General features: G+C 71.1%; 26 protein-coding genes. 7 read left to right on the forward strand and 19 right to left on the reverse strand.

Annotation, left to right across the window (positions count from 1 at the left end; genetic code table 11):
• The 10 genes from YU1_RS27890 to YU1_RS0104065 all read right to left on the reverse strand — a co-directional run.
• The coding region (locus YU1_RS27890; RefSeq protein WP_035713895.1) for a transposase at positions 1-205 on the reverse strand (205 nt) is incomplete at its 3' end.
• 69 nt (positions 206-274) lie between these two features.
• Positions 275-1,114: an ABC transporter permease gene (locus YU1_RS0104025; RefSeq protein WP_084539652.1), complete on the reverse strand. Its 840-nt coding sequence runs from the start codon at positions 1,112-1,114 to the stop codon at positions 275-277.
• Positions 1,111-2,301 (reverse strand): ABC transporter substrate-binding protein, encoded by a 1,191-nt coding sequence (locus YU1_RS0104030; RefSeq protein ID WP_245263221.1) that lies wholly within the window; start codon positions 2,299-2,301, stop codon positions 1,111-1,113. The genes YU1_RS0104025 and YU1_RS0104030 overlap by 4 nt, the downstream gene beginning before the upstream one ends.
• A gap of 12 nt (positions 2,302-2,313) precedes the next feature.
• A complete protein-coding gene (locus YU1_RS27895; RefSeq protein ID WP_035713801.1) occupies positions 2,314-3,093 on the reverse strand; it encodes an ABC transporter ATP-binding protein in 780 nt (259 codons plus the stop codon).
• A complete protein-coding gene (locus tag YU1_RS0104040) occupies positions 3,090-4,184 on the reverse strand; it encodes an acyl-CoA dehydrogenase family protein (protein ID WP_029002965.1) in 1,095 nt (364 codons plus the stop codon). Before YU1_RS0104040 ends, YU1_RS27895 begins: the two co-directional genes overlap by 4 nt.
• A complete protein-coding gene (locus YU1_RS0104045; protein ID WP_029002966.1) occupies positions 4,181-4,756 on the reverse strand; it encodes a carboxymuconolactone decarboxylase family protein in 576 nt (191 codons plus the stop codon). The genes YU1_RS0104040 and YU1_RS0104045 overlap by 4 nt, the downstream gene beginning before the upstream one ends.
• 108 nt (positions 4,757-4,864) lie before the next feature.
• Positions 4,865-5,812: a dihydrodipicolinate synthase family protein gene (locus YU1_RS0104050; RefSeq protein WP_029002967.1), complete on the reverse strand. Its 948-nt coding sequence runs from the start codon at positions 5,810-5,812 to the stop codon at positions 4,865-4,867.
• Positions 5,805-6,929 (reverse strand): NAD(P)/FAD-dependent oxidoreductase, encoded by a 1,125-nt coding sequence (locus YU1_RS0104055; RefSeq protein ID WP_029002968.1) that lies wholly within the window; start codon positions 6,927-6,929, stop codon positions 5,805-5,807. The genes YU1_RS0104050 and YU1_RS0104055 overlap by 8 nt, the downstream gene beginning before the upstream one ends.
• Positions 6,926-8,341 carry an FAD/NAD(P)-dependent oxidoreductase gene (locus YU1_RS0104060; protein WP_029002969.1) on the reverse strand — a complete coding sequence of 472 codons (1,416 nt, stop codon included), beginning with the start codon at positions 8,339-8,341 and terminating at the stop codon, positions 6,926-6,928. The genes YU1_RS0104055 and YU1_RS0104060 overlap by 4 nt, the downstream gene beginning before the upstream one ends.
• Positions 8,338-8,607 (reverse strand): (2Fe-2S)-binding protein, encoded by a 270-nt coding sequence (locus YU1_RS0104065; RefSeq protein WP_029002970.1) that lies wholly within the window; start codon positions 8,605-8,607, stop codon positions 8,338-8,340. The genes YU1_RS0104060 and YU1_RS0104065 overlap by 4 nt, the downstream gene beginning before the upstream one ends.
• Positions 8,608-8,790: 183 nt before the next feature.
• On the opposite strand from YU1_RS0104065, the gene YU1_RS0104070 reads away from it, so the two are divergent.
• From YU1_RS0104070 to YU1_RS0104090, 5 genes are all read left to right on the forward strand, one after another.
• Positions 8,791-9,600 (forward strand): transporter substrate-binding domain-containing protein, encoded by an 810-nt coding sequence (locus tag YU1_RS0104070; RefSeq protein WP_029002971.1) that lies wholly within the window; start codon positions 8,791-8,793, stop codon positions 9,598-9,600.
• 75 nt (positions 9,601-9,675) lie between these two features.
• Positions 9,676-10,350: an amino acid ABC transporter permease gene (locus tag YU1_RS0104075; protein WP_029002972.1), complete on the forward strand. Its 675-nt coding sequence runs from the start codon at positions 9,676-9,678 to the stop codon at positions 10,348-10,350.
• Positions 10,350-11,045 carry an amino acid ABC transporter permease gene (locus YU1_RS0104080; RefSeq protein ID WP_035713806.1) on the forward strand — a complete coding sequence of 232 codons (696 nt, stop codon included), beginning with the start codon at positions 10,350-10,352 and terminating at the stop codon, positions 11,043-11,045. The genes YU1_RS0104075 and YU1_RS0104080 overlap by 1 nt, the downstream gene beginning before the upstream one ends.
• Positions 11,017-11,754 (forward strand): amino acid ABC transporter ATP-binding protein, encoded by a 738-nt coding sequence (locus tag YU1_RS0104085; RefSeq protein WP_029002974.1) that lies wholly within the window; start codon positions 11,017-11,019, stop codon positions 11,752-11,754. The genes YU1_RS0104080 and YU1_RS0104085 overlap by 29 nt, the downstream gene beginning before the upstream one ends.
• Before the next feature lie 2 nt (positions 11,755-11,756).
• Entirely contained in the window at positions 11,757-12,629 is an 873-nt protein-coding gene (locus YU1_RS0104090) for a DMT family transporter (protein ID WP_035713809.1), read from the forward strand.
• A gap of 13 nt (positions 12,630-12,642) precedes the next feature.
• Here YU1_RS0104090 and YU1_RS0104095 read toward each other — a convergent pair whose 3' ends face one another.
• Positions 12,643-13,533 carry an AraC family transcriptional regulator gene (locus tag YU1_RS0104095; RefSeq protein WP_029002976.1) on the reverse strand — a complete coding sequence of 297 codons (891 nt, stop codon included), beginning with the start codon at positions 13,531-13,533 and terminating at the stop codon, positions 12,643-12,645.
• On the opposite strand from YU1_RS0104095, the gene YU1_RS33360 reads away from it, so the two are divergent.
• Positions 13,532-13,672, forward strand: coding sequence for a hypothetical protein (locus tag YU1_RS33360; RefSeq protein ID WP_156921956.1), 141 nt, complete (start codon positions 13,532-13,534; stop codon positions 13,670-13,672). The genes YU1_RS0104095 and YU1_RS33360 overlap by 2 nt on opposite strands.
• The gene (locus tag YU1_RS0104100) at positions 13,669-14,502 is read left to right on the forward strand and encodes an SDR family NAD(P)-dependent oxidoreductase (protein ID WP_029002977.1); all 834 of its coding nucleotides are present in this window, start codon (positions 13,669-13,671) and stop codon (positions 14,500-14,502) included. The genes YU1_RS33360 and YU1_RS0104100 overlap by 4 nt, the downstream gene beginning before the upstream one ends.
• 46 nt (positions 14,503-14,548) lie before the next feature.
• Here YU1_RS0104100 and YU1_RS0104105 read toward each other — a convergent pair whose 3' ends face one another.
• The 8 genes from YU1_RS0104105 to YU1_RS27905 all read right to left on the reverse strand — a co-directional run bounded on the left by YU1_RS0104105 (position 14,549) and on the right by YU1_RS27905 (position 26,478).
• Positions 14,549-15,226, reverse strand: a complete 678-nt coding sequence (locus tag YU1_RS0104105; protein WP_029002978.1) for a GntR family transcriptional regulator — start codon at positions 15,224-15,226, stop codon at positions 14,549-14,551.
• Positions 15,223-16,650 (reverse strand): dihydropyrimidinase, encoded by a 1,428-nt coding sequence (gene hydA, locus YU1_RS0104110; protein ID WP_029002979.1) that lies wholly within the window; start codon positions 16,648-16,650, stop codon positions 15,223-15,225. Before hydA ends, YU1_RS0104105 begins: the two co-directional genes overlap by 4 nt.
• A gap of 353 nt (positions 16,651-17,003) precedes the next feature.
• Entirely contained in the window at positions 17,004-17,876 is an 873-nt protein-coding gene (locus YU1_RS0104120; RefSeq protein WP_245263222.1) for an alpha/beta hydrolase, read from the reverse strand.
• 2 nt (positions 17,877-17,878) lie between these two features.
• Positions 17,879-19,879: a Fe(3+)-hydroxamate ABC transporter permease FhuB gene (fhuB, locus tag YU1_RS0104125; RefSeq protein ID WP_029002981.1), complete on the reverse strand. Its 2,001-nt coding sequence runs from the start codon at positions 19,877-19,879 to the stop codon at positions 17,879-17,881.
• Positions 19,872-20,828 carry an ABC transporter substrate-binding protein gene (locus YU1_RS27900; protein ID WP_035713813.1) on the reverse strand — a complete coding sequence of 319 codons (957 nt, stop codon included), beginning with the start codon at positions 20,826-20,828 and terminating at the stop codon, positions 19,872-19,874. The genes fhuB and YU1_RS27900 overlap by 8 nt, the downstream gene beginning before the upstream one ends.
• Complete coding sequence (locus tag YU1_RS0104135) at positions 20,821-22,140, reverse strand: lysine N(6)-hydroxylase/L-ornithine N(5)-oxygenase family protein (RefSeq protein ID WP_029002982.1); 1,320 nt, start codon at positions 22,138-22,140, stop codon at positions 20,821-20,823. The genes YU1_RS27900 and YU1_RS0104135 overlap by 8 nt, the downstream gene beginning before the upstream one ends.
• Before the next feature lie 110 nt (positions 22,141-22,250).
• Positions 22,251-26,273 (reverse strand): non-ribosomal peptide synthetase, encoded by a 4,023-nt coding sequence (locus tag YU1_RS0104140; protein ID WP_029002983.1) that lies wholly within the window; start codon positions 26,271-26,273, stop codon positions 22,251-22,253.
• Positions 26,260-26,478 (reverse strand): MbtH family protein, encoded by a 219-nt coding sequence (locus tag YU1_RS27905; RefSeq protein ID WP_035713815.1) that lies wholly within the window; start codon positions 26,476-26,478, stop codon positions 26,260-26,262. Before YU1_RS27905 ends, YU1_RS0104140 begins: the two co-directional genes overlap by 14 nt.
• Positions 26,479-26,542 lie beyond the last annotated feature (64 nt).

Here is a 26,542-nt window from a genome sequence, read left to right on the forward strand (position 1 = left end):
AGCGACGGAAGACGGTGTTCCATTCTCCAAACAGCTCCGGCAGATCGCGCCAAGGCGAGCCGGTGCGCACGATCCACAGCACCGCCTCGATGAACATACGATTGTCCCGGCCCGAAGAGCCGCGCGTCCGCTCGTCGCCGATGATGTGCGGCGCTATCCGCGCCCACTGCTCATCCCCAAGCACCAGTCGATCAAGAACACCCATCGCTGCCTCATCAAAGGCAGCTTTGAATCACAGATCATTCAGCCCGGGAACCCCAAGAGTCCACACTACCTAGCGTCGGCCGGGCGCGACGCGCTCCACCAGGGCGCGGGCGAGGGCGTCGAGCGCGAAGCCGATGAGGCCGATGACCAGGATCGTGGCCATGAGCTCGGGATAGGCGAGGCGGTCCCGCGTATCGAGGATGAAGTAGCCGAGCCCTGCCGAGACGCCGAGCATCTCGCACGGCACCAGCACGATCCAGGCGATGCCGATGGCGAGCCGGACCCCGGTGAGCACGTGGCCGAGCACGGCCGGCAGGATCACCCTTGAGAGTGTCTCCCAGCCGGTGGCGGCGAGGCTGCGCGAAAGCAGCAGCCATTGCGGGTCGATCTGCCGCACGCCCGCCGCCGTGGAGAGCAGGATCGGCCACACCGTGGCGAAGGCGAGCAGGAAATAGATCGGCGCGTCGCCCACCCCGAACACCATCACCGCGATGGGCATCCAGGAGAGCGGCGAGATCATGCGCAGGAACTGGAAGGCGGGCGTGGTCGCCGCCTCCGCCCGCAGGGAACCGCCCACCATGAGGCCCACCGGCACCCCGACGGCCAGCGCGATGGCGAGGCCGACCAGCACCCGCTTCAGGCTGATGAGGATATGCAGCGGCAGATCGGAGTGGACCAGCAGCCGCCAGAGCGTGGGCAGGGCGGTCGAAGGCGAGAACTTCTGCGCGAAGCTGCCGGGCTTCGCCAGGACATCGGCGCCCAGCCACCACAACAGGAGCAGGAGGATCAGGCCCGCCGCCCCGAGCAGGGCATGGCCCACGCGAGTCTTGCCGCGCGCGGCCCCCGCGCCCTCATGGCCGGTGGCCGGGGCGGTGGGCGCGGGACGGGGCGGGTCGATCCTGGCGTTCACGCGACGATGACTTCCGTCCGGGTGAAGCTGTCCGGCAGGCCGAAGGCGGCAAGGCCGCCGGATTGGGCGAGCGCAGCCTTCACGAAGCGGTCGTCCACCAGGTCCCTGGCGGCGAAGGCGGGATCGAGCGCATCCAGGAAGCCGCGATCACCTTCCACCAGCGTGCCCTTCAGGCGCGTGACCAGTTCCTCAGTATAGCTGGGGAAGGGATAGGGCTGGAAGTCGATGCGCTTCTCGCGCCAGTCAGGATGGCGGATGGCGCCGGACTGGATATAGGCGGTCTCGTCCGCCGGGCCGGGATCGAGCACGCGCTTCAGCACCTCGACGCTGTGCGGGGTGTATTTGTTGGCATTGTCCTTGGACAGCAGTTCCGCCGTCTCGCCGCGATTGGCGCGGGTCCAGCCCTGCGCCTTCACGATGGCGTTCACCACCTTCTGCGACCATTCCGGCCGCTCGGCGAGGTCCTTCTCCTGCATGAAGACCACGCAGCAGGCATGGTCCTTCCATACGTCGCCGGTGAAGCGCAGCACCCGGCCGACCTTCAGCACCTCCGCCGCGGCATTGAACGGCTCGGCGACGATATAGCCGGCGATCTGGCTGGCGGCGAGCGCCGGCACCATGTCGGACGGGGCCATGATGAGCAGGTTCACCTCGTTGGCCGCCGGCGTGCCGGTCTTCTTGGACACGGGGGTGAGGCCGTTCTCGCGCAGCAGCGTCTGCAACACGACGTTATGGATGGAATACCAGAAGGGGATGGCGACGGTCTTGCCGCCCAGGTCCTTCACCGACTGGATGTCCGGCCCGACCGTGAGGCCTGAGCCGCTGGTGTGGTTCCAGGCGACCACCTTGGCCGGGGCCTTGCTGCCGTAGCGCGCCCACACCGTGATGGGGGAGAGCAGGTGGACCACGTTCACCTGGCCGGACAGGAACGCCTCCACGATCTGCGACCAGCTGCGGAACAGCACCGGCTTGTCGGCCTTCAGGCCTTCCGCCTCGTAGAAGCCCTTGCCATGGGCGACAAGCAGCGGCGTGGCGTCGGTGATCGGCAGGTAGCCGACCCGCACCGGCGCATCCTTGTCCTGCGCCCGCGCGGCGCCGGCCTGGATGAAGGGGGCGGCGCCGGAAGCGGTGAGCAGCGCCGAGAGCTTCAGCATGTCGCGGCGGGAGAAGAAATCGTCTGTCAGCACGGCGTGTCCCCCTCAATGATTGCGGATCGCGGCGCGCAAGGTGGTGAGGATCTCCACCCGCACCGCGCCCAATTCTGAAATGAAGCCGCCGCGCGGCTTGGGCAGGGTGAGCGACCACTGGCCGATCTCCCGCCCCGGCGATCCGCCCAGCAGCACCACCCGGTCGGCCACCAGCAGCGCCTCGTCGATGTCGTGGGTCACCAGCACGGCGGCGGTGTTGAAGTCCTCCACCACCTTCAGCAGCAGGTCCTGCATCTCCGCGCGGGTCACCTCGTCCAGCGCGCCGAAGGGCTCGTCCAGCAGCAGCACCTGCGGCTTGCGGGCAAGGCAGCGGGCCAGCGCCGCGCGCTGGGCCATGCCGCCGGAGAGCTGCGCGGGTTTCAGCCCGCGGGCATGGTCGAGGCCCACTTCCGCGATCGCCGTATCCACCCGCGCCCTGCGCTCCTCGCGCGACAGCTTCGGCTGGCGCTTGAAATCGAGGCCGAAGGCGACGTTCCGTTCCAGATCGAGCCACGGCAGCAGCCCGGGATTCTGGAAGGCCAGCGCCAGGCGGGGATGCACCGTGGTGACCGGCGTGCCCGCCATCACCACCTGTCCGCTGTCCGGCGGCTGGAGGCCGGCGAGCACGCGCAGCAGGCTGGACTTGCCGACGCCGGAAGGCCCGAGCAGCGCCACCACCTCGCCAGGGGCAAGGTCGAGCGAGAAATCCGCCAGCACGCGGGCCTGGGCGCCCGGATAGCGCAGGCAGACGGCCTGCGCCTGCAAGGCCGGGGGCACCACGGCGGGGGTCATGCCGCGCTCTCGCGCGCCTTGGCGAGCGCGGTCTTCAATTGCACCAGGCTCGGGGTGATGACCGGGATGAAGGCCGCCTCGCGACTGCGGCGGGCAAAGCCACGGCCGGGCCCGGTGAGATAGGCCTTGCCGCCCAGCGCCTGGAGTTCCAGCGACACCGCCTCGGCGACCACCTCCGCCAGCGCGATGCGCAGCTCGAACAACGGGGCGGCATTGGCTTCGAAGGCGCGGGCGCGCAGGCCGGCGAACAGGGCGGACTGGGCCGCCTCCAGCCGCTGCGTGGCGTCGGCCAGGGGGGCGGCCAGCACGCCGCGGCCGGAGCCTCCGGCGGCCCGGGTCTCGGCCAGCGCCCGCCGGGCGAGGCCGATGGACATGCCGCATTGCAGGCCGGCGAAGGCGGGCCGCACACGGGGCAGCCACGCTCTGGCGTCGGCCGCGATGATGCGCTGCGGCCCGATTCGCACCGCGTTCAGCGACAGGGCCGCCGTGTTGGTGGCGCGCATGCCCATGAGGTCGAGGTCGGCGGAGCGCGCGAGGCCGGCATCGTCATGGGCGAAGGCGGCGACGACAGGCACGCCGTCGGGCCCGTCCACGGCGGCGGCGACATGGAAGCCCTCGCGCCGCAGGTTGGTGACCCAGGGCAGGGCGCCGTCGACGCGCAGCCCGGCGTCATCCCGCCGCGCCACCACCTGAAGCGGCTCCATGCCGGCCAGGTGCTTCATCGCGTTGGACAGTCCGGTCGCGCCGGCGAGGGTGCCGTCCAGGAGGCCGGGCAGCGCTTCGTCGCCGAGCGCGGTGTTCGGGCTCTGGAGCAGGTATTCGATATAGGTGCGGTGGCCCCACAGCACGAAGGCGGCGGCAAGCGACCGGGTCGCCACCTCCGACAAGGCGTCCAGCGCGTCGACGATGGTGCCGCCCGCGCCGCCCCGCGCCGTCGGCACGCCGATCGCCGGCAGGCCGGCCGCGGCGAGGCGCGGCAGCACGTCGGCGGCGTGGTCCGCGCTTGTGTCGAGCGCGTCGGCCGCCTCGGCGAGCCAGAGGGCGCAGCCGGGATCCCCTTGGCCGGGGCGTGGAGCGGAATGGGCGGTCATTCCGCGGCGGCCGGGACGGAGCGCGGGTCCCACCGATAGGCGGCGAGCTGCGCGTTGAGGGGCGGCTGGCCGAGATTGTTGGCGAAGTTGCACAAGGTGGCGAGGCTGACGCCGAGCACCACTTCCAGCGCCTGCTGGTCGTCGAAGCCGGCCGCCTTGAAGCGCGCCAGCGCCTCGTCCGGCACGGCGCCGCGATGGGCGATCACCGCCTCGGTGAAGCGGGCGACGGCATCGAGCCGCGCATCCGGCACCTGCGCCTTGGCGCGCAGGGCGGCGATGGTCTCGCCCGGCAGGTGGGCCTTCTTTTCGGCGATGGCCGTGTGGCCGGCGACGCAGAAGCCGCAGCCATGGGTCGCGGCGGCGGTGATCTGCACCGCCTCGCGCTCGGCAAGCGGCAGCGAGGCGCGGGCGTTGATGCCGGAAACGGTCAGATAGGTCTCCAGCGCCACCGGCGCGTTGGCGAGCACGCGCAGCAGGTTGGGCAGATAGCCATTGGCCTTCTCGGCCGCTTCCAGCGCGGGCTTGGCCGCGTCGGGCGCATCGGCAGGGGTACGGAGCGGCAGGCGGGCCATGGGAGCCTCCTTGTTGATCTTCCTCCTCTATATAAAGTTTACAGAATTAGTCGCAAGCGGCCTGGGCTATACGAGTGACGCTGCGTCAGATTCTCGCAACAAGCGGCGTCAGGCGGCCGTGCGGACCTGAGCGCCGGCGGCGGCGAGGGCGGCGGCGAGGGCAGCGGTCTCGCGGGTGTCGCACGGCGGCTGGGGCGGGCGCAGGGCGTCGCTGCCGAGCCGGCCCAGCAGCTTCAGGCAGGTCTTCAGCCGCGCGGTGGCCCGCCCACCCGGCGCGTCGCGGTAGATGGCGACGGAGAGCGGGTAGAGCGCCTCGTGCACCGCCCGGGCGCGGGTCCAGTCGCCGGCTTCGGCCGCGTCCCACAGGGCGACCACCAGCTCCGGCACGACCGCGGCGAGGCTGACCTGGCTGCCGGCGCTGCCGATGACGTAGCTGGTCAGCAGATGCTCATCGCCGGAGCCGAGCACGGCGAAGTCCGGCCGCAGAGCGCGGATGAGGCGCAGGTTTTCCTCATAGGCCGCCACCTCCCAGCTGCCGTCCTTGATGGCGACGAAGCGCGGGTCCTCCACCAGGCGCGCCAGCACCCGGGGGGCGTAGGACATGGCGCCGGCGCCGACCGGCGCGCCATAGAGCATCAGCGGCAGGCTGGTGGCCTCGGCGATCAGGCGATGGTGCAGCAGCGTGCAGTCGTCCGCATGGCCAAGCGCCCAGCTGTTGGGTGGGAAGACCAGCAGGCCGTCGGCCCCGGCCTGCTCCATCTCGGCCGCCTCGCGGGCGGCCTCCAGGCTGGATTCGTGATTGACGCCGGAGACGATGAGGCAGTCCTTCGGGCTTGCAGCGCGGGCGATCTCCACCACGCGGCGCTTCTCCGCCGGGGACAGCACGAAATTCTCGCCCGCATGGCCGTTGATGAGCAGCCCGCGGATGCCGGGCACGGCGGTGACGCCGGCGATGTGCGCGGCGAGGGCCTCCTCGTCCACCGAGAAGTCCGCGCGCATGGGCACCACGGTCGCCGCATGGATGCCGGAGAGGCGTTGGACGAAGCGTTCAGTCATGGCGGGCCTCGGAGGGTGTCGCCGTGCCGAGCAGGCGATCAATGGGAAAGAGGGGCAGGTCCGTCTCGTGCCCCAGGATGCGCTCGGCCAGCAGGCGGGCGATGTAGGGGCCGCTGGTGTAGCCGGAATGGACGCTGCCGCAGACATAGGCGTCGGGGATGCCGGGGATCGGCCCGGCGGCGGGCAGGGCGTCCGCCGTCTCCGCCTCCAGCCCGGCCCAGGCGCGCGCCACGCGGGCGGCCTTCAGGTCGGGAATGGCGTGGCAGGCGAGGCGCACGTTGCCGATGACGCGGTCCGGCAGCAGCTCCACGCCGCCGCGCTCGCGGTCGCCGATCCCCTGCCAGCCGCCGCCGATGACCACCGTGCCGTGCGGATACTGCTTCAGCGACAGGAGGCCGTTGGCGATGCCCACCACGGTGCGCATCACCGGGCGCACGCGCTCGGTGACGACGAGCTGGTTGATGAGGGTCTTGATAGGCAAGGCGATGCCGAGCCAGGCCAGCATGGGCTCGATCCACACCCCGCCCGCCAGCACGATGCGCCTCGCCCGCACGACGCCGTTCGACGTCTGCACCGCGAAGCCGCCGTCCTCGCGCACAATGCCCGATGCGGGCGTGTTCTCTTGCAGCGCCACGCCGGCGTCGATCAGCGCGCGGCGGAAGGCGAGGCCGGTGAGATAGGCGTTGGCGAAGCCGTCCACCTTGCAGTAGCCGGCGAGACGCACGGTGTCCGAGACGCCGGGCTCGATCCTTCGCGCCTCGGCGCCGCTGACCAGCGAGATGGGCGCCCCCGCCTCCCGCCGCTTCCCCGCCCGGAAGGAGAGCAGTTCTTCCTCCTGCTCGGTGAAGGCGAGCGAAAGGCCGTCGCAGACCACCACGCCCACGTCGTGCCCCAGCCATTCGCGGGCGCTGGCCCACATGGCGTGGGCGCGCAGTGCATAGGGGATGAGCGCCACGCGCGTCATCTGCAGGGTGAGGGTGCCGGCATTGACGCCGGAGGCCTCGCGGCAGAGCGGGCCGCGCTCGATGAGCGTGACCTTCATGCCGCCGCGGGCGGCGAACAGGGCGACGGTGGAGCCGTGGACACCACCGCCGATGACAGCGAGATCGTGAATCATAGCGGGGCCGGAGCGGGAATGGGGATGTCCGCGTAATCGAACGCCCCCATCAGGTCGGCGAGCGGCACGGGGCGCAGCGGCGGGCGGGCGGTGAAGGCACCCACCGCCTCGCGCGAGCCCACCTTGGCGGCGAGCAGTTCGCCCGCCACGTCGCCGCAGAAGCGGCCCTGGCAGGGGCCCATGCCGCAGCGGGTGAACTGCTTCAACTGGTTGAGGTCGCGCGCGCCGTCCGCATGCGCCGCCTCGATGTCGGCGCGGGTGACGTCCTCGCAGCGGCACACCACCGTCTCCGGCGGGATGGCGGCCACCTGCGCCGGGCGCAGGGCCATCATCTCCGCCATGGCGTCGGAGAAGGCACGGGCCTGGGCGATGCGTGCGCGCGCCTGCCCGGCTGCGGCTGCGAACGCATCGGCGGAGAGGGCACCGGCGTCGTGGGCGCTGGCGAGCCCGGCCAGCCGTCCTGCCGCCTCCGCCACGAGCGCCCCCCGGATGCCGACGCCGTCGCCGCAGGCATAGAGGCCATTGAGGCTGGTGCGGCCGCACGCGTCGAGGCGTGGAATGAAGCCGCCGCGCCGGCGGTCGAAGGTCTGGGCGGTGCGGAACAGGCGTGGGATTTCGGCGCCCGGCACGAGCCCATGGCCGACGCACAGCGCATCGGCCGCGAGCGTGATCTCGGGCCCGGCGGAGAAGCCGCCGGCCGCATCCACGGGCGCCAGCCGCACCTGTTCTATCGCTTCGCCCCCGTCCGCCGCGCGCACGCCGTGGCGGAAATGGACCGGGATGCGCGCGCCGCCGATCTTCAGCGCCCAGGCGGCACCGCGCATTAGCAGGCGCGGCTGGCTGGCCAGCGCCGGCAGCGCCTTGAGCCAGTCGCCGGGGCCGGCGAGATCGGCGATGGCCGCGACCGTGCCGCCGGCCTTCAGGATGCCCGCCGCCACCACCGCCAGCAGCGGGCCGCAGCCAGCGACCACCACGCGCGTGCCGGGCAGGGCGCCGTGCGATTTCAGCAGCACCGTGGCCGCGGCAAGGCCGATCACGCCCGGCAGCGTCCAGCCGGGGAAGGGCACCACGCGCTCATGCGCGCCGGTGGCGGCGATGAGGCGCGGCGCCTCCGCATGCTCATTGCCGCCCGGCCCCACCGCATCCACGCGGAAATGTTGCCCCACCGACCAGACGGTGCGGCCGAAGCGGATCTCGACGGCGGAGGCGGCAAGACGGGCGCGCAGCGCATCGCCGCTGTCCTTTTCGGGAGAGGACGGCATGCGGAGCCCGGGCAGCGGCGCGCGCCAGACCTGCCCGCCGGCGGCCGGCTGCTGCTCGAACAGCACCACCTTCAGCCCGGCCTCGGCGGCGGCGAGCGCGGCATTGGCGCCGGCCGGGCCGGCACCGAGAACGATGACGTCGTGGGTCACAGCACCCCCCGGCGTTCCACCGCCATGCCGGCGGAAACCGGCGTCAGGCAGGCCTGGCGGATCGCGCCGTCCACGTGCAGCGCGCATTCCTGGCACACGCCCATGTGGCAGAAGGCGCCGCGCGGCGTGCCCGCGTTCGGGCTCCGGCGCAGGCGCAGCAGGCCGTGCCGGGCGAGCGCGGTGGTCAGCATCTCGCCTTCGCGCGCCCGGAGCGCGGCGCCGTCCACGGTGATGGTCACCGTGGGGCGCTGGTCCGGCTGGGTCATATGCGCACCATCATGTTCGCGGTCATCCGCACGGCTCGCTTTCGGCTCCACGAATCCCCGGGAGAGGGGCGTGATTTGGTCTTTACAGACAGCGCGTTTGTATACAAATTGTCCACCGTTTGGCAAATGGAAGTCGCGAAAACGGCGACGCCGGCCGGGTTCCAGAGGTTGGGAGAAGCACATATGCTGAAGTCTTTGCTCGCTGCCGGCGCGATCGCCATGGCGGTTGCCGGCGCGCTGCTGCCGCAGGCGGTGGAGGCGCGGACGCTGGACGAGATCATCAAGTCCGGCACCATCCGCGTGGGCGTCAACCCGACGCTGCCACCGCTCGGCAAGTTCGACGAGAAGAACGAGATCGTCGGCTTCGACGTCGACTATGCCGCCGAGATCGCCAAGATGCTGGGCGTGAAGCTGGAGGTGGTGCAGGTGGGCTCGCCCGACCGCATCCCCTTCGTCACCGCCGGCAAGATCGATTTCGTCATGGGCGCCATGACGCGCAATCCGGACCGGGCCAAGGTGATCGACTTCACCGTGCCGGTGCACACCGAGGTGCTGGGCGTGCTCACCACCAAGGACAAGCCCTATACCGACTGGAAGCAGCTCGATGATCCGTCGGTCACCTTCGTGCAGGTGCGCGGCTCGACCCCGGTGAAGTTCATCGAGGAAAACCTGAAGAACGCCAAGGTCACGCTGCTCGACAATTATCCCGATGCGGTGCGCGCGCTGTCGCAGGGCCGTGGCACGGCCATGATCGACGTGATCGACTTCATGGGCGAGCACATGGCCAAGTACAAGACGGAGTGGAAGATCGTCGATACCCCCATCGACGTCTATTACTGCGGCCTCGGCGTCGCGAAGGGCTCCACCGGCCTGAAGGACTGGCTCAACGTCGCCATCTTCGAACTCTATCGCAAGGGCAAGACCCAGGAGCTGTGGAAGAAGTGGTTCGGCATGGACATGATCAAGCCGGTGGGCGCCCAGCCCTTCTTCTGATCTGATCGTCCTTCCTCACGTGTGAGAGCCGGCGGGCGCCGCCGGCCGGCCCTTTCACCCTGCCGACGCGGTTCCATGTCCTATACCTTGCAGTTCGGCCAGATCTGGCCGTTTCTCCCGCGCCTCCTGGAGGGCGCCGTGGTCTCGCTGCAGATCGCGGTGCTCGCCTTCTGCGGCGGGCTGCTCATCGGCACGGCCTGCGCGGGGGTGAAATCCTTCGGCCCGCGCTGGCTGGCGCGGATCGTCGGCGCCTATGTGGTGTTCTTCACCAATACGCCGCAGCTGGTGCAGATCTATTTTCTCTATTTCGCGCTGCCCGACATGGGCATCCTTCTCTCCTCCTTCATGGCGGTGGTGATCGGCATGACGCTGAACGCCGGTGCCTATCTCACCGAGATCCAGCGCGCGGGCTTCGAGAGCCGCCGCGCCTCGGAGATGGAGGCGGCGGAGGTGATGGGCTTCTCGCGCCTCCAGCAGATCCGCTACGTGATCCTGCCCCATGTGGCGAAAGTGCTGTTCCCGCCTTTGTCCAACCAGTTCATCATCGTCACGCTCGGCACTTCCATGGCCGCCGTGTTCGGCGTGGAGGAACTGACCGGCGAGGCGTTCAACATCAACGCGCAGACCTTCCGCTCCATCGAGATCTTCTCGGTGACGGCCGGCATCTATGTGGTGCTGACGCTGGCGGCCTCGGTGGGGCTGGCGCTGCTCGGCCGGGTCCTGTTCCGCGCCCGCACGGAGCTGATCTGATGTGGAGCCAGATCGCCGAGGAGTGGCCGCGCTTCGCCACCTATTACAATCTCGTCTTCATCGCCAAGGCGGCGGGCACCACGCTGGCGCTTTCCGCGCTCGGCTGCATCCTCGGCACCGCCATCGGGCTGGCGCTGGCGGTGACGCGGGTGACGCGGAGCCGCTGGCTCGCGCCGCTGCGCATCCTCGCGCTCATCTTCACCGAGGTGTTCCGCCGCGTGCCCTTCCTGGTCACGCTGATGCTCTGCTTCTTTGCCTTCCAGGCGACGGGCTACGACATCCCGCTGTTCGCGGTGGCGGCGGTGTCGGTGACGGTGATCGCCGGGGCGTTCCTGGCCGAGATCATCCGCGGCGGCTTCAAGTCGGTGCATCCCAACCAGTGGGAAGCCGCGGCGACGATGAACTTCTCGCTGCTCGATACCATCCGCCTGGTGATCCTGCCGCAGGCCTGGCGCATCGTGCTGCCGCCGGCGTTCGGTTATTTCGTCATGTTCATCAAGGACACGGCGCTGGCCTCGCAGATCGGCGTCATCGAGCTGACCTATGTGGGCAAGGTGCTCAACAACAAGGGGTTCTCCGCCGCGCTGAGCTTCGGCGTGATCCTCCTGGTCTATTTCGCCATTTCCTACCCGCTGTCGCGCCTCGGCGTGCTCCTGGAGGCTCGACTTGCATCATCTCGACATCGCCGGGCTTGAAGCCCGCTACGGCGAACACACCGTTCTGTCCGGCATCGACCTGACCGTGGGCCGGGCGGACGTGATCGGCCTCATCGGCCCGTCCGGCTCCGGCAAGAGCACCATCCTGCGCGTGCTCATGGGCCTGCTGCCGCCGGTGGCCGGCATGGTGAAGCTGGACGGCGAGGGCGTGAACTATGCCGATGCCACCCAGGTGCGACGCCTGCGCGACCGCATCGCCATCGTGTTCCAGCAATACAATCTGTTCCAGAACATGAGCGTGCTGGAGAACGTCTGCGTCGCGCCGGTGAAGATCAAGAAGCGGCCGCGCAAGGAGGTGGAGGAGGAGGCCCGCGCGCTCCTCGCCAAGGTGGGGCTGGGCGACAAGCTGAAGCGCTATCCGGACGAATTGTCGGGCGGGCAGCAGCAGCGCGTCGCCATCGTGCGCGCGCTGGCGCTGCACCCGGAAATCCTGCTGCTGGACGAGGTGACGGCGGCGCTCGATCCCGAACTGGTCTCCGAGGTGCTGGACACCATCCGCCTTCTGGCCAAGGAAGGCATGACCATGCTCATCGTCTCGCACGAGATGGCCTTCATCCGCGAGGTGGCCTCCCGCGTGGTGTTCATGGCCGGCGGCAAGATCGTCGAGACCGGCGCCCCGGCGCAGATCTTCGACGCGCCGGAGCATGCCCGCACGCGGGACTTCGTCTCCAAGATCCTGCGGCACTGAGCGTGGCGCGGACGGACGCGGCGCCGGCAAGCTCCGCCGGCTCATGGGTGGCGGTGCCGATGATGCTCGGCGCCATGCTGTGCCTGACGCTGCTGGATTCGCTGCTCAAGCACCTCTCGGTGCACCATCCCATCGGGCCACTGGTGTTCTTCCGAAACCTCGTTCAGGTGACGGTGCTGCTGGTGGTGGCCCGGGCCGCCGCACCCCAGGCCCTGCGGACGCAACAACTGGGCCTGCATCTGGTTCGCGGCGCCTGCCTGTTCGCGACCACGGTGCTCATCACCCTGTCGCTCGGCCACCTGCCCATGGCCCAGACCTATGCGCTCACCTTCTCCGCCCCGCTCATGGCGACGCTCCTCGCGCTGGTGTTCCTGGGCGAGCGGCCGCGGACGGCGCAGTGGGTCTGCATGGGCCTCGGCTTCGCGGGCGTGCTGATCGCGCTTGATCCCGCCGGGGCGCTGTCGCTGGCCATGCTGTTTCCGCTCGCCCAGGCCATGGCCAATGCGGTCTTCTATGTGCTGACCCGCCATGCCGGGCGCCTGGAGGGGGCCCTCACGCTGGTGCTGTGGGCGGGCATCGGCGCGCTCGTGACCGGTTCGGTCGGGCTCGTGTCCTTCCAGCCGATGGAGCTGAATGCCTGGCTGCTGCTGTGCGCCGCCGGCCTGCTCGGTACCTGCGGGCAACTGCTGATGGCAGGTGCCTTCCGGCGGGCGCCGACGGCGGTGGTGTCGCCGCTGGTCTATTCGCAGATCGTCTGGGCGATGCTGCTGGGCTTCCTGCTGTTCGACGAGGTGCCGTCCGCCAGCGCCATCGTCGGTGGGCTCGTGGTCGCGGCGAGCGGCATCGGCGTGGTGCGCTTCGGGCGCGTGCGCTGAACGGAACGCGCCATCAGGCTGCGGCGAGGCCCTTGTCGCGTGCGAGCCGCGTATCGCGGGCCGGCGGGGTGCCGAACATGCGGCCATATTCGCGGGTGAACTGCGTGGCGCTCTCATAGCCCACGGCGAAGGCGGCGTTCGACGCGCTCACACCGTCCGCCCACATCAGGCGGCGGGCCTCGATGAGCCGCAGGTGCTTCTGGAACTGCAGCGGCGTCAGGGACGTCACCGCGCGGAAATGCTGGTGGAAGGAGGACAGGCTCATGCCGGCGGTTGCCGCGAGCCGTTCCACCGGCAGCGGGCTGGCAAAGTCGCTCCGCAGCAGCGCGACCGCCCTGGCGATGCGTCCCGCATGGCCTTCCGGCCAGCCCAGGCGCCGGATGGCCGGACCATGCCGCCCGGCCAGCAGCCAATAATGCAGCTCCCGCAGCAACTGCGCCTGCAGCACCGGCAGGGTGGCCGGCCGCTCGAGAAGCCGCAGGAGCCGCAGCGCGGCATCCGCCACCTCGGTGTCGGTGGGCTCGACCCGGACCGGGGCGGCATCGCCCGGGTCGGTCTCGCCCATTTCGGCCACCAGCGCGGCAATCAGGCTGGGATCGAGTTCCAGCACGAAGGACAGGTAGGGGGCGGCGATGCTGGCGCGCGTGATCTGGCTGACGGTCGGCACGTCCGCCGTGATCAGCAGGGAGGCGCCGGCGGAAAAGGCGAAGGCCTGCGTGCCCAGGGTCACCCGCTTGCTGCCCTGGAGGACGAGGCCGGCGATGGGCCGGGAAACCGCGTGCAGCAGGTCGCTCGGTGCCGTGGCGCGCACCATCATCACACCGGGTATCGGCGTCCGGGCAATGCCCGCCGCATCGGCGTGAATTTCCGCATGGCGGCGGACGGCGTCGAGGAGATCGCTCATGCCGCAAGCCTATCGCATGTCCAGCGACACGCAAGCCGGATTGGAGGATTGGGCAAGCTTTGCCGACCATTCGGCAACATCGGCCATCGCCTTTGAGGGATACCAACGGCGTCCCGCCAGCAAGGAGATGGACCCATGACCAAGATCTCGCTCGTGACCGGCGCCAGCCGTGGCCTCGGCCGCAACACCGCCCTTCACCTCGCGGAAAAAGGCAATGACGTTATCGTGACCTATCACAGCAGCGGCGATGCCGCGCAGGCGATGGTCGCCCAGGTGGAGGCGATGGGGCGCAAGGCCCTGGCCTTCCAGCTCGACAGCGGCGACGTGGCCGCCTTCGCGCCGTTCGCCGACCGCCTCAGGATGGCGCTGAGGGAGACCTGGGGACGCGAGACGTTCGACCATCTCGTGAACAATGCCGGCCATGGCGCATATGCGTCCATCGCGCAGACTTCCGAAGCCCAGTTCGACGCTCTGGTGAACGTGCATTTCAAGGGCGTCTTCTTCCTCACCCAGGCACTCCTGCCGCCTTCCGAAGCCCAGTTCGACGCTCTGGTGAACGTGCATTTCAAGGGCGTCTTCTTCCTCACCCAGGCACTCCTGCCGCTGATCGCCGACGGCGGGCGCATCGTGAACATCTCGTCGGGCCTGACGCGCATGAGCCTGCCGGGCTATGCGGCCTATGCCGCCGCGAAGGGAGCGGTGGAGGTGCTGACGCGTTACATGGCCAAGGAGTGGGGTGCGCGCGGCATTGCCGTCAATACCGTGGCGCCGGGGGCCATCGAGACCGATTTCGGCGGCGGCGTGGTGCGTGACAATCCGCAGATCAACCGGGATCTGGCGGACGTGACCGCGCTCGGGCGCGTGGGCCTGCCGGATGACATCGGCCGGATGATCTCCAGCCTGCTGGCCGACGACAATCAATGGGTCAACGCCCAACGGATCGAGGTGTCGGGCGGGCAGGGTCTCTGACCACGGGGCCATCCGAGCCGTCGGCGGCCGCGGCGCGGCCGGCGGCTCAGCGCACCCCGGCGAGCGTGTCCTTGCCGAGGCTGCGCAGATGGCTCTGCACCGCGCGGCGCGCCGCCTTGGCATCCTCCTGCTCCAGCGCCTCGACGATGAGCAGGTGCTCGGCGGAATCCGCCGCCAGCCGGTCGGCGAGGCGGGCGATCTCGAACAGGCGGGTGGTGACGCGCAGCGAGCGGATCATGCCGGCCAGCACGTCGTTGCCGCAGTGGCGGGCGTAGAGCTCGTGCAGGTTGTCGTCCGATCGCCAATGAGCGTCGGTGTGATAGGGCACGGCGGTGCGCAGGGTGTTGATCTCGGCCCGCACTTCGGCGATCTCGCCGCGCGGGATATGGCCGGCGGCGAGCCCGGCCGCCTCCGGCTCCAGGATCTCACGCACCCTCAGGCTCTGCAGATATTCCTTCAGGTCCACGTGCCGCACCATGTAGGAGCGGCCCGTGCCCTTCACCACCAGGCCCTCGCCCTCCAGGCGCTGGAGCGCCTCGCGCAACGGGGTGCGGGAGATGCCCAGCGTCTCGGCGAGGCGCTGCTCGACGATGACCTCGCCGCCGCGCAGGCGGCGGCGGCGGATCATCTCGGACACCGCGCCATAGGCGAGGTTGGAGAGGTTGATGCCCCCGATCCGGCCGGTTTCGCGGACCCCAGCCTCTTCCGCCTCACTCTCGCTCATGCGGCGCCGGGCTCCCGGCGCACCGCATAGGGCGACTTGGCGCGGGCGAGATGCTGGCCGAGGCCCTTCGGCCCCACCAGTTCCCCCTCGCGCACCACGGTCTTGCCGCGCAGCAGGGTCAGCACCGGCCAGCCGGTGATCTCGATGCCCTCGTAGGGGGTATAGTCGGCCCCGTCGCGGATCAGCTCGTGGGTGAGCGTCTGCTTCCTATTGGGGTCCCAAATGGCGATGTCCGCGTCCGCGCCCACCGCGATGGTGCCCTTGCGGGGGTAGAGGCCGTAGGTCTTGGCCGGATTGGTGGCGGTGAGCGCGACGAAGCGCTCCAGGTCGATGCGGCCCTTCATGACGCCTTCGGAGAACAGCACCGGCAGGCGCGCGCCGACGCCGGGGATGCCGTTCGGCACCCAGCGGAAGGAGGTGCGCCCCTTCGGCGTGAGCTTGCCCTGCGGGTCGTCATAGCGGAACGGGCAGTGGTCGGAGGAGAACACGGTGAAGGTGCCCGTGCGCAGGCCCTCCCAGCAGGCTTCCTGGCTGGCGGTGTCGCGCGGCGGCGGCGAGCAGACGTATTTGGCGCCCTCCATGCCGAGGCCGTCCATGTCCTTCTCGGTGAGCACCAGATACTGGGTGCAGGTCTCGCCGAGCACGGTGAGGCCCTTCTGCTGCGCCCAGCGGATCTGCTCCATGGCCTCGCGGTTGGAGACATGGACGATCATCACCGGCACATCCACCAGTTCGGCCAGCGAGATGGCGCGGTGGGTCGCCTCGCGCTCCACCGCGATGGGGCGGGAGGTGCCGTGGAAGCGCGGCGCGGTCTGGCCGCGCTTCTCCAACTGCTCGGTGAGGAAGCGGATGGCGTCGTAATTCTCCGCATGCACCATCACGAGGGCGCCGGTGTCGCGGGCCACCGACATGACGTCGAGGATCTCGCGGTCGTTCAGCGCCAGCCCCTCGTAGGTCATGAAGATCTTGAACGAGGTGTAGCCATCCTCCACCAGCGCCGGCAGCTCCTGGCCGAGCACCTGGTCGGTGGGGTCGGAGATGATGAGGTGGAAGCTCACGTCCACATGGCATTCGCCATCGGCCTTGGCGTGATAATCCTTCAGCGCCGTGCGCAGGCTCTGGCCCTTCTCCTGCAAGCAGAAGGGCAGGATGGTGGTGGTGCCGCCGAGCGCGGCGGAGCGGGTGCCGCTCTCGAAATCGTCCGCCATCACGATGCCCTCGCCGGAGGGCTGGGCGATGTGGACATGGGCGTCCACGCCGCCGGGCAGCACCAGCTTGCCGGTGGCGTCGATGATCTCGGCGGCGTCGGTGAGGCCGCTTCCGAGGGCGACGATGCGTCCGTCCTTGATGGCGACGTCGCAGAGGATGCGGTCGGAGGCGGTGACGACCGTTCCGCCGGAAATGATGGTATCGTAGAGTGCCATGCGCCGTATCTTCAATCCTGGATCAAGGGATCGTATACATATCGTGCGCAATTTGCATCCCTACGGATGGCTAGTGCACCGCATAGCTGCGCACGGCGGCCGGATGTTGCTCGGCAGCTTTCTTCAGGTGCGCCAGTCCGGGCGGCATGCGGGTGCGCATCGCCTCGCGATGCCTGCGTAGGCTCGCGGTCCGCGGGCAAGGTGTCTTGAGATGTCCTGAGGCAAAGCTGTCCCGCGCCGGCGTCCGGGGACGGGCCGGTCGGCTCCCATGCCACGGCGACGGGAGCAATGTCCCGCGAGGTCGTGCCGATGGACTTCCGCGCGCCCCCGCCGTGCGGAGCGGGCGCGTCAGCTCACGGCGCGTCCGGCCCCAGGGCGAAGCGGATGGCGCGGTTGATGGCGATCGGCAGCACCGACATGTGGGTCTCGCCCTCGAACAGCGCGAATTCCGCATGGACGCCGGGCAGGGCGCCGAGCCGCCCGGCCAGCTCGCGGGCATTGTCCACCACGCGGTTGGAAGCGTAGCGCGCGCGCCGCGCGTCAGGGTCCGCGAGGCGCTCGTGGAAGGGCGCCAGCGCCTGCTCATATTCCGCCGCCGCCAGGAACACGCGGGCGGGCCGCGGCGCGGCGGCGAACAGCGCCTCGCTCTTCAGCACCACCGCATCCTCCCACCAGATGGCCGGGCTGATAGCGATGAAGTGGGCGAACGCCGCCGGCCGGGTGAACAGCGCGTGCAGCACGCACAACCCGCCGAAGGAATGGCCGAAGAGCGCCTGCCGGCCTAAGTCCACCGGCAGGCGGCGGGCGATCTCCGGCTTCAGCTCATCCTCGATGAAGGCGAGGAAATGGTCGGCCCCGCCGGTCCGCACCGGAGGCCCGTCGGCGCTGTGCGGCGGATAGGTGGCGCCGGGCGGCGGCCCCATGTCCCAGGAGCGGCGCACGCTGTCATAGGCGCCGTCCGTGGGATAGCCGATGGAGATCAGCGCGCCCTCCCTGATGCCGGTGCCGGTGGGATAGTCCGCCTGCACGCGCAGCGCCTCCGCCGCCGTGCCGGCCACCGCATTGCCGTCCAGCATGTAGAGCGTCGGCCAGCCGCTCGCCGGCGCCGCGCCCGGCGGAATGCGCAGGAAGATGCGGTAGGGCGGGCCGCCCGCGCGGGGGGCGAGGTCGAACTGCACGGTCTCGGGCATCAGGGCGGGCCGTGCGTCCAGGGTGATTGCGTCCACCGTCATCTCCTTGCCAGAAGCCACATCAGCGCCGGGCCGCCGATCAGCGTCGCGATCAGCCCCGCCGGCATCTGCCAGGGGAAGGCGATCATGCGGCCGAGCCAGTCGGCCACCAGCATGATGAGCGCGCCCACCAGCGCCGCCCCGGCCATCTGCGGCAGGGCGCGGCGCAGCCCCAGCCGGGTGGCGAGATGCGGCGCCATCAGCCCGACGAAGGTGAGCGGCCCCACCACCAGGGTGGCCGTCGCCGTCAGCCCGGCGGCGAGGCCGAGCAGGATGAAGCGCACCCGCCCGAGGTCGAGCCCGAGCGCCTGCCCCGGCGCGTCGCCCAGCGGCATCAGGTCGAGCCAGCGCGTGCAAAGAGCGGTCAGGGCGATCAGCACCACGGCGCAGGCGGCGGACCATGCGGCCTGGAGACCGTCCACCTGATAGGTGGAGCCGGTCATCCAGTTGAGCAGCAGCAGGCCGCGCGGGTCGCCGCTGGCGGTCAGCGCGCCCACCAGCGCGTCGAACAGCGCGCCGAGCGCGATGCCCGCCAGCAGCACGCGCTCTGGCGTGAAGCCGGTCCTGCGGCCGAGGATGACGATGATGAACAGCACGCCGAAGGCCCCGGCGCAGGCCGAGGCGAGCTGGATCTCGCGGCCCGCCGCCGTCACCGTGAACAGCGCCACGATGAGGCCGAAGGCCGCCCCCGCGCCCACGCCCAGCACCTCGGGGCTGGCCATGGGGTTGCGGGTGAGGCGCTGGAGGATGCCCCCCGCCAGCGCCAGCATGGCGCCCGCGCACAAGGCGGCGAAGGCGCGCGGTGCCCGCCACGGCAGCAGGCCGGCGAGGTCGCTGGTGGCGATGGCCCAGCCGCCCTCGGGCGTGCGCCCGACGGCCAGCGACACGGCGAGGCCGATCAGCAGCAGGCCGCCGAGACCCGCCAGCAGCGGCGCGGCATGGTCCCGGCGCACGGCGGTGGCGGCTTCGGTGCGGGGCGGTGGCGCGGCGACGCGCAGGCGCGGCAGCAGCCAGAGCAGCAGCGGCGAGCCGAACAGCGCGGTCACCGCGCCGGTGGGCAGGATGCCGCCGGACAGGCCGCCGGTGCGCTGCACCAACTGGTCGGTCAGCCAGAGCAGGCCGGCGCCCATCACCGGCGCCCAGACCAACTGGTCGCGCAGCCGCCGCGCGCCGGCGAGCCGCGCCAGGGCCGGGGCGACGAGGCCGATGAAGCCGATGACGCCGACCCCGCTCACCACGAAGGCGGTGAGCGCCACCGCCAGCGACAGCGCCGCGAGGCGGGTGCCGTGCAGCGAGACGCCGAGGCTCTGGGCCCCGGCATCCTCCAGCGACAGCAGGGTGAGCGGGCGGATCATCAGCGCCACCAGCGCGGCCGCCGCCGCCAGCTGGAGGGCGAGGGTGGCCACCGTCTCCCAGCCCTGCTGGCTGAGCGCGCCGCTGCCCCAGATGAACAGGCCGGTGAGATAATGCTCCTTGAACAGGATGAGGGCGGCGGACACCGCCCCGCAATAGAGCCCGAGCACCAGCCCGGCCAGCACCACCGCCAGCGGCGAGAGCCCCTTGCGCCAGGACAAGGCGAACACCGCGCCGATGGCGAGAGCGCCGCCGCCAAGCGCGATCCATTCCCGGCCCAGCACGAACAGGCCGGGCGCCCACAGCGTGGCCAGCGCCAAAGCGAGCTTGGCGCCGGCCGAGACGCCGAGCGTGGTCGGCGAGGCCAGCGGATTGCGCAGCACCTGCTGGAAGATGGCCCCAGCCAGCGCCAGGGCGGCGCCGCACAGGATGCTGGCGGCCATGCGCGGCAGCAGGGCGTAATGCACCAGCAATTGCCGCAGGTCGCCCGCATCTGGCGTCAGCACCGCGTCGAGCCACAGCGCGGGCGGCAGGGCCTGGGCCAGCGCCAGCAGCGACAGCGCGGCGGCGGGAAGGACGAGCCCCGCCGCCAGCATCCAGGGCCGGGCCGGGCGGGCGGCGCGGCGGGCGAGGGCGACGTCAGCCATGGGAGCTTCCCTCAGGCGCGCCGCTTTCCGGCGCCAAAGCTGCGTCGAGCAGCCGCGCGAAGCGCAGGGCGGAGGGCACGGCGCCGAACATCAGCACGGCCGGCAGGCCCAGCACCTGCCCGGACTTGACGAACGGCTGGCTGGTCCACAGCGGGTTGCGCGCGAGCGCCTGCATGGCGCCGGCGGGCACGGGATCGAACGTGACGAGGCGGGCGCGCGGATCGGGCGCCAGCGCCTCGATGCCCAGCGTGGTGAAGCCCCAGAAATTGGTCGGGCCCTGATAGGCATTGGCGAGGCCGATGCGCTCCAGCACGTCCTGGAACAGGCTGCCCGCGCCGTAGACGCGCACATGCCGGCTGTCCATGATGCTGACCAGATAGAGCGGCCGGTCGCGCTGCGGGCGGAGCCGCGCGCGCACCGCCGCGAAGGTCGCCTCCGCCTGCTTCAGCACGGCGGCACCCGCATCCTCCCGGCCGGTCAGGATGGCGAGGCGCTCCAGCGCCTCGATGGCCAGCGCCAGCGGGCGGCCGCCCGGCACATAGATGGGAAAGGTCAGCACGGGGGCGATCTGCTCCAGCCGGTGGGCGATGCCGGCGAGATAGGGCGTGGAGAGGATGGCCTCCGGCCGGAGCTGCTGCAACAGCTCCAGATTGGGCTCGCGGCTGCTGCCCAGATTCACCACGCCCGGCGGCAGCGGCGGCTCCGCCACCCAGCGGTGCCAGTCCTGCGCGCCGACCAGCGCGACGGGCGGCTGGCCGAGCGCGATCAGCGTCTCGGCGAGGCCATAGTCGAGCGCCGCCAGCCGCCGCAGCGGCGCGGGAAAGTGCGGTTCCGCAGCAACGGCGAACCCCGCCGGCGCGAACGCCGGCGGGGCTGCGAGCGGCGCGGCCAGCAGGCCGCCCAGCAACGTGCGCCGGCTGAGCCCGGCGATTGGTGGCCTATCAGGCATCGGCGGCCGCGAGCGTGCCGGTTGCCCGGTCGCGGGGCGCCCCGGTGCTGGCCCAGGTGACCACCGGCTCGGGCAGGTCGAGGTCGAAATGCGCCCGCCCCAGCAGGGCATTGACGATGACCGAGCTGCGCCAGGCCATGACGCTCAGCTGCGGCTCGGCGATGCCGTGGCTGTGGCGGCCGGCATTGAGCGCGAAGATGCGGTTCTGCCGGGGCCCGTCCCAGGCCAGGCTGAAGTCGGCGGCGAGCTGGAAATTGCCCTTGCGGTCGCTGGGGATGCGCTCGCGCAGGGGCGCGAGGAAGTCCGGCACCTTGAAGGCATAGCCGGTGGCGAACACCACCGCGTCGGCATGCACGATCTCGATGCCGCCGTCGAAGCTGTTGCGCATGATGAGCCGGTATTCGCCGGTCTGGCGGTCCATCTGGATCACCTCGCGGCCGGGCATCAGCGCCGGGTTGAGCGTGCCGCCGTCCAGGTGGCGCAGGGCATAGATGCGGCGGTAGATGGCGAGCAGCGTCGAGGGCGAGGCGCCGTCGCTGGCCAGCTTCTGCCGGGCGAGGCTGGCGTTGCGGGCATCCTCGCCGATGCGGTGGAAATCGGTGACATAGCCGGGGGTGAACAGCTCGTTGGTGAAGGGGGTGGCGTCCAGCGGGTCGAAGTTCGGCCGGCGGCTGATCCAGGACACGTCCCGCGTCTCGCTTTCCTGGTTGAGCAGGGCCAGGAACACTTCCGCCCCGCTCTGCCCGCCGCCCACCACCGCCACCCGGCGGGCCTTGAGCGCCGGCAGGCGGCGCATGGTCTCGCTGGCATGGAAGCAGGTGTCGCCGAGCAGCCCGTTCGCCCAGGCCGGCACGTCCGGCACCAGACCGATGCCCAGCGACACGTTGCGGGCGGTGACCTCGCCGCCGTCGAGGCGCAGCACGAAGGCGCCGCGGGCAAAATCCAGCTCACGCACCGCCGAGCCGAAGCTCAGGTTGTCGAGCGCGCCCGCCGCCCAGGCGAGGTAATTGGCGAATTCCTGGCGCGGCAGCGCGTCGAACTCGGCGTTCATGAAGCTGTAGAAGCGCTTGTGGGCGACGAGATAGGCCAGGAAAGACCACGGGCTGGTGGGGTTGGTCGCCGTGACGAGGTCTTTCAGGCACGAGGTCTGCAATTCGGCGCCGGGCAGCATCATGCCCGGATGCCAGGCGAAGGACGGCTGGCGGTCGAAGAAGCGGGCCCGCGCGTCGGCCACGGAGTCGAGCTGCGCGGCGAGGCTGAGGTTGAACGGGCCGATGCCGATCCCGGCAAGGTCAAGAATCTGATCGTTCATCGCGTAAGGGCTCCATCCGGTAGATGCGTGACTTGGCGGCAGCTGTCGCGGGGCGCCGTCGGCCCGGCGAGGGAACTCGGTCTGGGCGAACTCTTGGATTTAGCGGCGGCTCATTCGGCCGCCCGGGTGAGCGGGCCCATCGCCTCGTCCAGCCGGCGGGCGAACCGGGCGTGGAAGGCGGGGGCGCCGATGATGTGGAGATGCGTCGTGCCCTCGATGATCTCGGCCGGCGCGGCCCGGCGCGAAAGCTGCCGCCAGTCGATCAGGTTGAGGCCGCGATTGAGCGAATCCGCCGCCGCCCAGGGCTGGATCGGCGCGTCGTGCGGCAGCATCCTGTGGCGGCGGAAGATCAGCGCGTTGTCGATCAGCACCCAGAAGGTGTGCTCGCGGCTGCCGATGTCCGGCCCGTCGTCGGGCAGGCCCTCGGGACTGTTGCCGACGAAGCGCAGGAACTGGTCGTAGGCGAGCGGATCCATCGCCTCCAGCAGCTCCTGCCAGCGCGCGGCCATGGGCGTGCGGGCGGCCCAGGCGCGCACCCGCAGCTCCAGTTCGTCGCGCTCGCCGGGGCCAAAGCGCGGGATGGCGCCGATGGCGAAGTCGGTGTCCATGTCGCAGACGTCGATCATGCCGATGAGCTTGAGGTCGATGTCCTCGCCCAGCATGCGCGCGGCCTCGTAGGCCAACAGCCCGCCCCACGACCAGCCCAGGAAGAAGCAGGGCTGGCCCTTGCTGTGGGTGCGCACCAGATCGGCGTAGCGGGCGGTGATCTCGGTGACCGAGACCTCGCGCGACTTGTCCTCGGCCAGCGAGTAGCAGATGAAGCCGGTGGCCGGCTGGTCGGGGCCGAGATGGTCCACCAGCTTCACATATTCGCGGGTGCTCACCAGCAGGCCGGGGAAGCAGTAGAGCATGGGCCGCGTGCCGGTGCTGCGCAGATGGATCATCTGCCCGCCGCCGGCCCCGGCCCCGCTCTCGATCGCCGCCGCCAGGGCGCGGATGGTCTGGTGGTTGAACAGGTCGGCGATGGCCACCACGGCGTCGGGCCGCGCCTGCTTGATGCGGCCGAGCACGCGCAGCGCGGCCATGGAATTGCCGCCCACCTCGAAGAAGTTCTGCCGCACCCCCACTGCCGGCAGCCCCAGCACCTCGCGCCAGATGGCGCACAGCGCGGTCTCCAGCGGCGTTGCCGGCGGCACGATGTCGAGCGGCGCCAGCGCCGGGGCGGGCAGGGCCGCGCGGTCGAGCTTGCTGTTGGCGTTGAGCGGGAAGCGGTCCAGCACCACCACGGCGGAGGGCACCATGTGCTCGGGCAGCATCCGCGCCAGGGCGCGGCGCAATTCGGCGCCGTCCGTCCTTGCGCGATCACCGGCTGTGCCCCAGCCCGCCACCACGTAGCCCACCAGGGCCGGCTGGCCGGTGTCGTGGCGCAGCAGCACGGCGCATTCGCTGACCCCCGGCAAGGTGCGCAGCGCCGCCTCGATCTCGCCGGGCTCGATGCGGAAGCCGCGCAGCTTCACCTGGTGATCCACCCGGCCGACGAATTCCACCGCGCCGTCCTCGCGCCAGCGGGCGAGGTCGCCGGAGGCATAGAGCCGCCCGCCGTCCGGGTCGAACGGGTCCGGCACGAAGCGCTCGGCGGTGGCGGCGCTCCTGCCCACATAACCGCGCGCCACGCCGTCGCCGCCGATATAGAGTTCTCCGGTGACGCCGACGGGCGCCGGGTTGAGGTCGCGGTCGAGCACATAGATGCGCCGCCCGCCCACCGCGCGGCCGATGGGGGCATACATGCCCTCGAACGAGGTGCCGGCGCGCACCTTCCACACCATGGGGGTCATGATGGTCTCGGTGGGGCCGTAGCCGTTGATCAGCCATTCAGCCTTGAGCGCGCGGGAGAACAGGTCGAAGGTCGCCTGCGCCATGCCCTCGCCGCCGAAGGAATAGAGCCGCACCGGCGGGGCGTCCCCGGTGGCGTCCGCCCATTCGGCCAATTGCTGCACATAGGTGGTGGGGAAGCTGGCGTTGTTGACGCCGTGCCGGCGCATGGCGGCGAAGGTCTCCTCCGGCGTCCACAACGGCTTGTCCGGCAGCACGATGCTGCCGCCGAGCATCAGCGGCACCATCCAGCGCTCGTGCCCGCCATCGGAGGAGAAGGGCAGGAAGGGCAGCTCGCGGGAGGTCTCGTCCATGCCGTAGACCCGCGCGGTGGCCTGGCAGTGGCGGCTGAGCGGCCCGTGCTCCACCGCCACGCCCTTGGGCGCGCCGGTGGAGCCGGAGGTGTAGATCACATAGGCCAGCTGCCGGTCGCCGATGGGGCAGGCGGGGTCGGTGTCCGGCAGGCCGGAGAGGTCGATGCGGTCGAGCTCGATCACCAATGTGTCGGCGGCGGGCTGGATCTTCCCGCGCAGGGCGCTGGTGGTGAGCACGAGCGCGACGCCCGCATCCGCCAGGATGTGGTCGTTGCGCCGCGCGGGATGGTCCGGCTCCACGGGAATGAAGGCGGCGCCCGCCTTCAGCACCGCGAGGATGGCGCCGATGGCCTCCGGCGAGCGGCGCAGCGCCACGGCGACGCAGCGCTCCGGCCCGGCGCCGGAGGCGATGAGATGATGCGCCAGCCGGTTGGCGAAGCGCTCCACCTCGCCCCGCGTCCACACCGCATCGCCGTGGAAGATGGCGGGCGTCCCGGGTTCGGCGCGGGCGTGGGCGGCGATCAGCGCATGCACCGGGCGCGGGTCGGCGGGCGTGTCGTCCGCATAGGGGGCGGAGAGCGCCGCCAGGTCCTCCGGCGCCACGATCTGGATGTCGCGCAGCAGGATGTCCGGGTCGGCGGCGGCGGCGAGGATGCGCCGGAAATGGCCGAGCGCACGGGCGCACAGCCGGGCGTCCAGCAGGTCGGCGGCGAAGGTGAACGTCGCCGCCAGCGTGCCGTCGGCGGCTTCCTGGGTGGTCAGCACGAGGTCGGCGTCGGGCCGTGCCTGCGGCCGCTCGCGGCAGGCCATGGTGACGCCTCGCGGCGTCGTCACCGGCTCCGGCGGGGCGGGGCGGTGGACATGGACGGAGGGCAGGAAGCCGCTGCCGTTCTCCTCGTTATTCTCCCAGAATTCCTGCGCCAGGGTTTCGAATGCTACATGGTGGGCGCGCGCCGCCTCCAGCGCGTCGCTCACCCGCGCCACCGCGTCGCGGAAGGTCAGGCCGGAGGCGAGCTGCACCTTCACCGGCAGCACGTCCTCATTGCGGCCGAGCACGCCGGCCGCTTCGCCGCGCGGGTCCAGCGCGGCCCCGAGCTTCAGATGGTCGTGGCCGCCGTAGCGCGACAGGAGAATGGTGAAGGCGGCGAGCAGGGCCCGCGACAGCGGCACGCCGCAGGCATCCGCGCTGGCCCGCGCGGCGTCCGCCTCGGCGAGGGAGAGGACGAGAGACACATCCCGCCGGGCGCCGCCGGCGCGGGCCTCGCGGCGGAACACGCTGGGCAGAGCGGCGTCGGCATGCTCCTGCGCCAGCACGGTGCGCCAATAGGCGAGGGCGGCGTCCTCGCTGCCGCGCGGCTCCAGCCAGGGCAGGGCGTCCGCCGGGGCGTGGGCCGGCGTGCCGGCTTCCACCGCCGCATAGAAGGCCATGAGGTCGCCGGCCAGGGTGCGCAGCGCGGCGGCGTCGCAGACGATGGGGTGGACGCTGAGGGCGAAGCGCCAGCGCATCCCGTTCCGCGTCAGCAGGGCGCGGGCCGGAAGGTCGGTCTCCAGGTCGAACTGCGCGTCGCCGGCCAGCAGGCGGGCGAATTCGGCATCCGCCTCCACGCAATCGAGGTCGGAGAGATCGACGATGCCCAGCGGTAGGACGGCGGCCGCGTCCAGGCTCTGCATCACCCGGCCGCCGGCATATTGGCGAAAGCGCAGGCGCAGCGCCGGATGGGCGGCGGCGAGGCGATCCAGTGCCGCGCGCAGCGTGGCCGTGTCGAGCGGGCCGTCGAAGGACAGTTCCACCGCTGGCTGGCCGGCGAGGGCCGCATTGCCGATTTGCGCCAGCGCCCACACCCGCCGCTGCGAGGGGGTGAGGGGAAAGCCGGTGGGCGTCTCCGCCCGCACGTCGGCCAGGCTGATCAGCGTATCGGCCTCGGTGGGCCTGTCAGCGCGGGTCATGGCCGGCCTCCGTCGGCGCGAGCGGCCGCTGGTCGCGCCAGACCTGCCCGATATGGTCGAGGCAGGCGGCGCGGCTGCCGGCGAAGCCGGCGCGGGTCCAGCCGGCGGGCAGGGCGCGGCCCTGCGGCCAGAGCGAGTGCCGCCCGTGCCGGTCGATCACGACCTCCTGCTGCCCGCCCTCCGGTGATCCGCCGCTCTGCATCATCGCCGTCTCCCTGTGGCCAGCCTCCGCCGGGGCGGGGTCGCGCTGTGGTCCTGCCCCTATGACG

The organism is Azorhizobium doebereinerae UFLA1-100 (genome assembly GCF_000473085.1).
In the GTDB taxonomy this organism is placed as follows: Bacteria; Pseudomonadota; Alphaproteobacteria; order Rhizobiales; family Xanthobacteraceae; genus Azorhizobium; species Azorhizobium doebereinerae.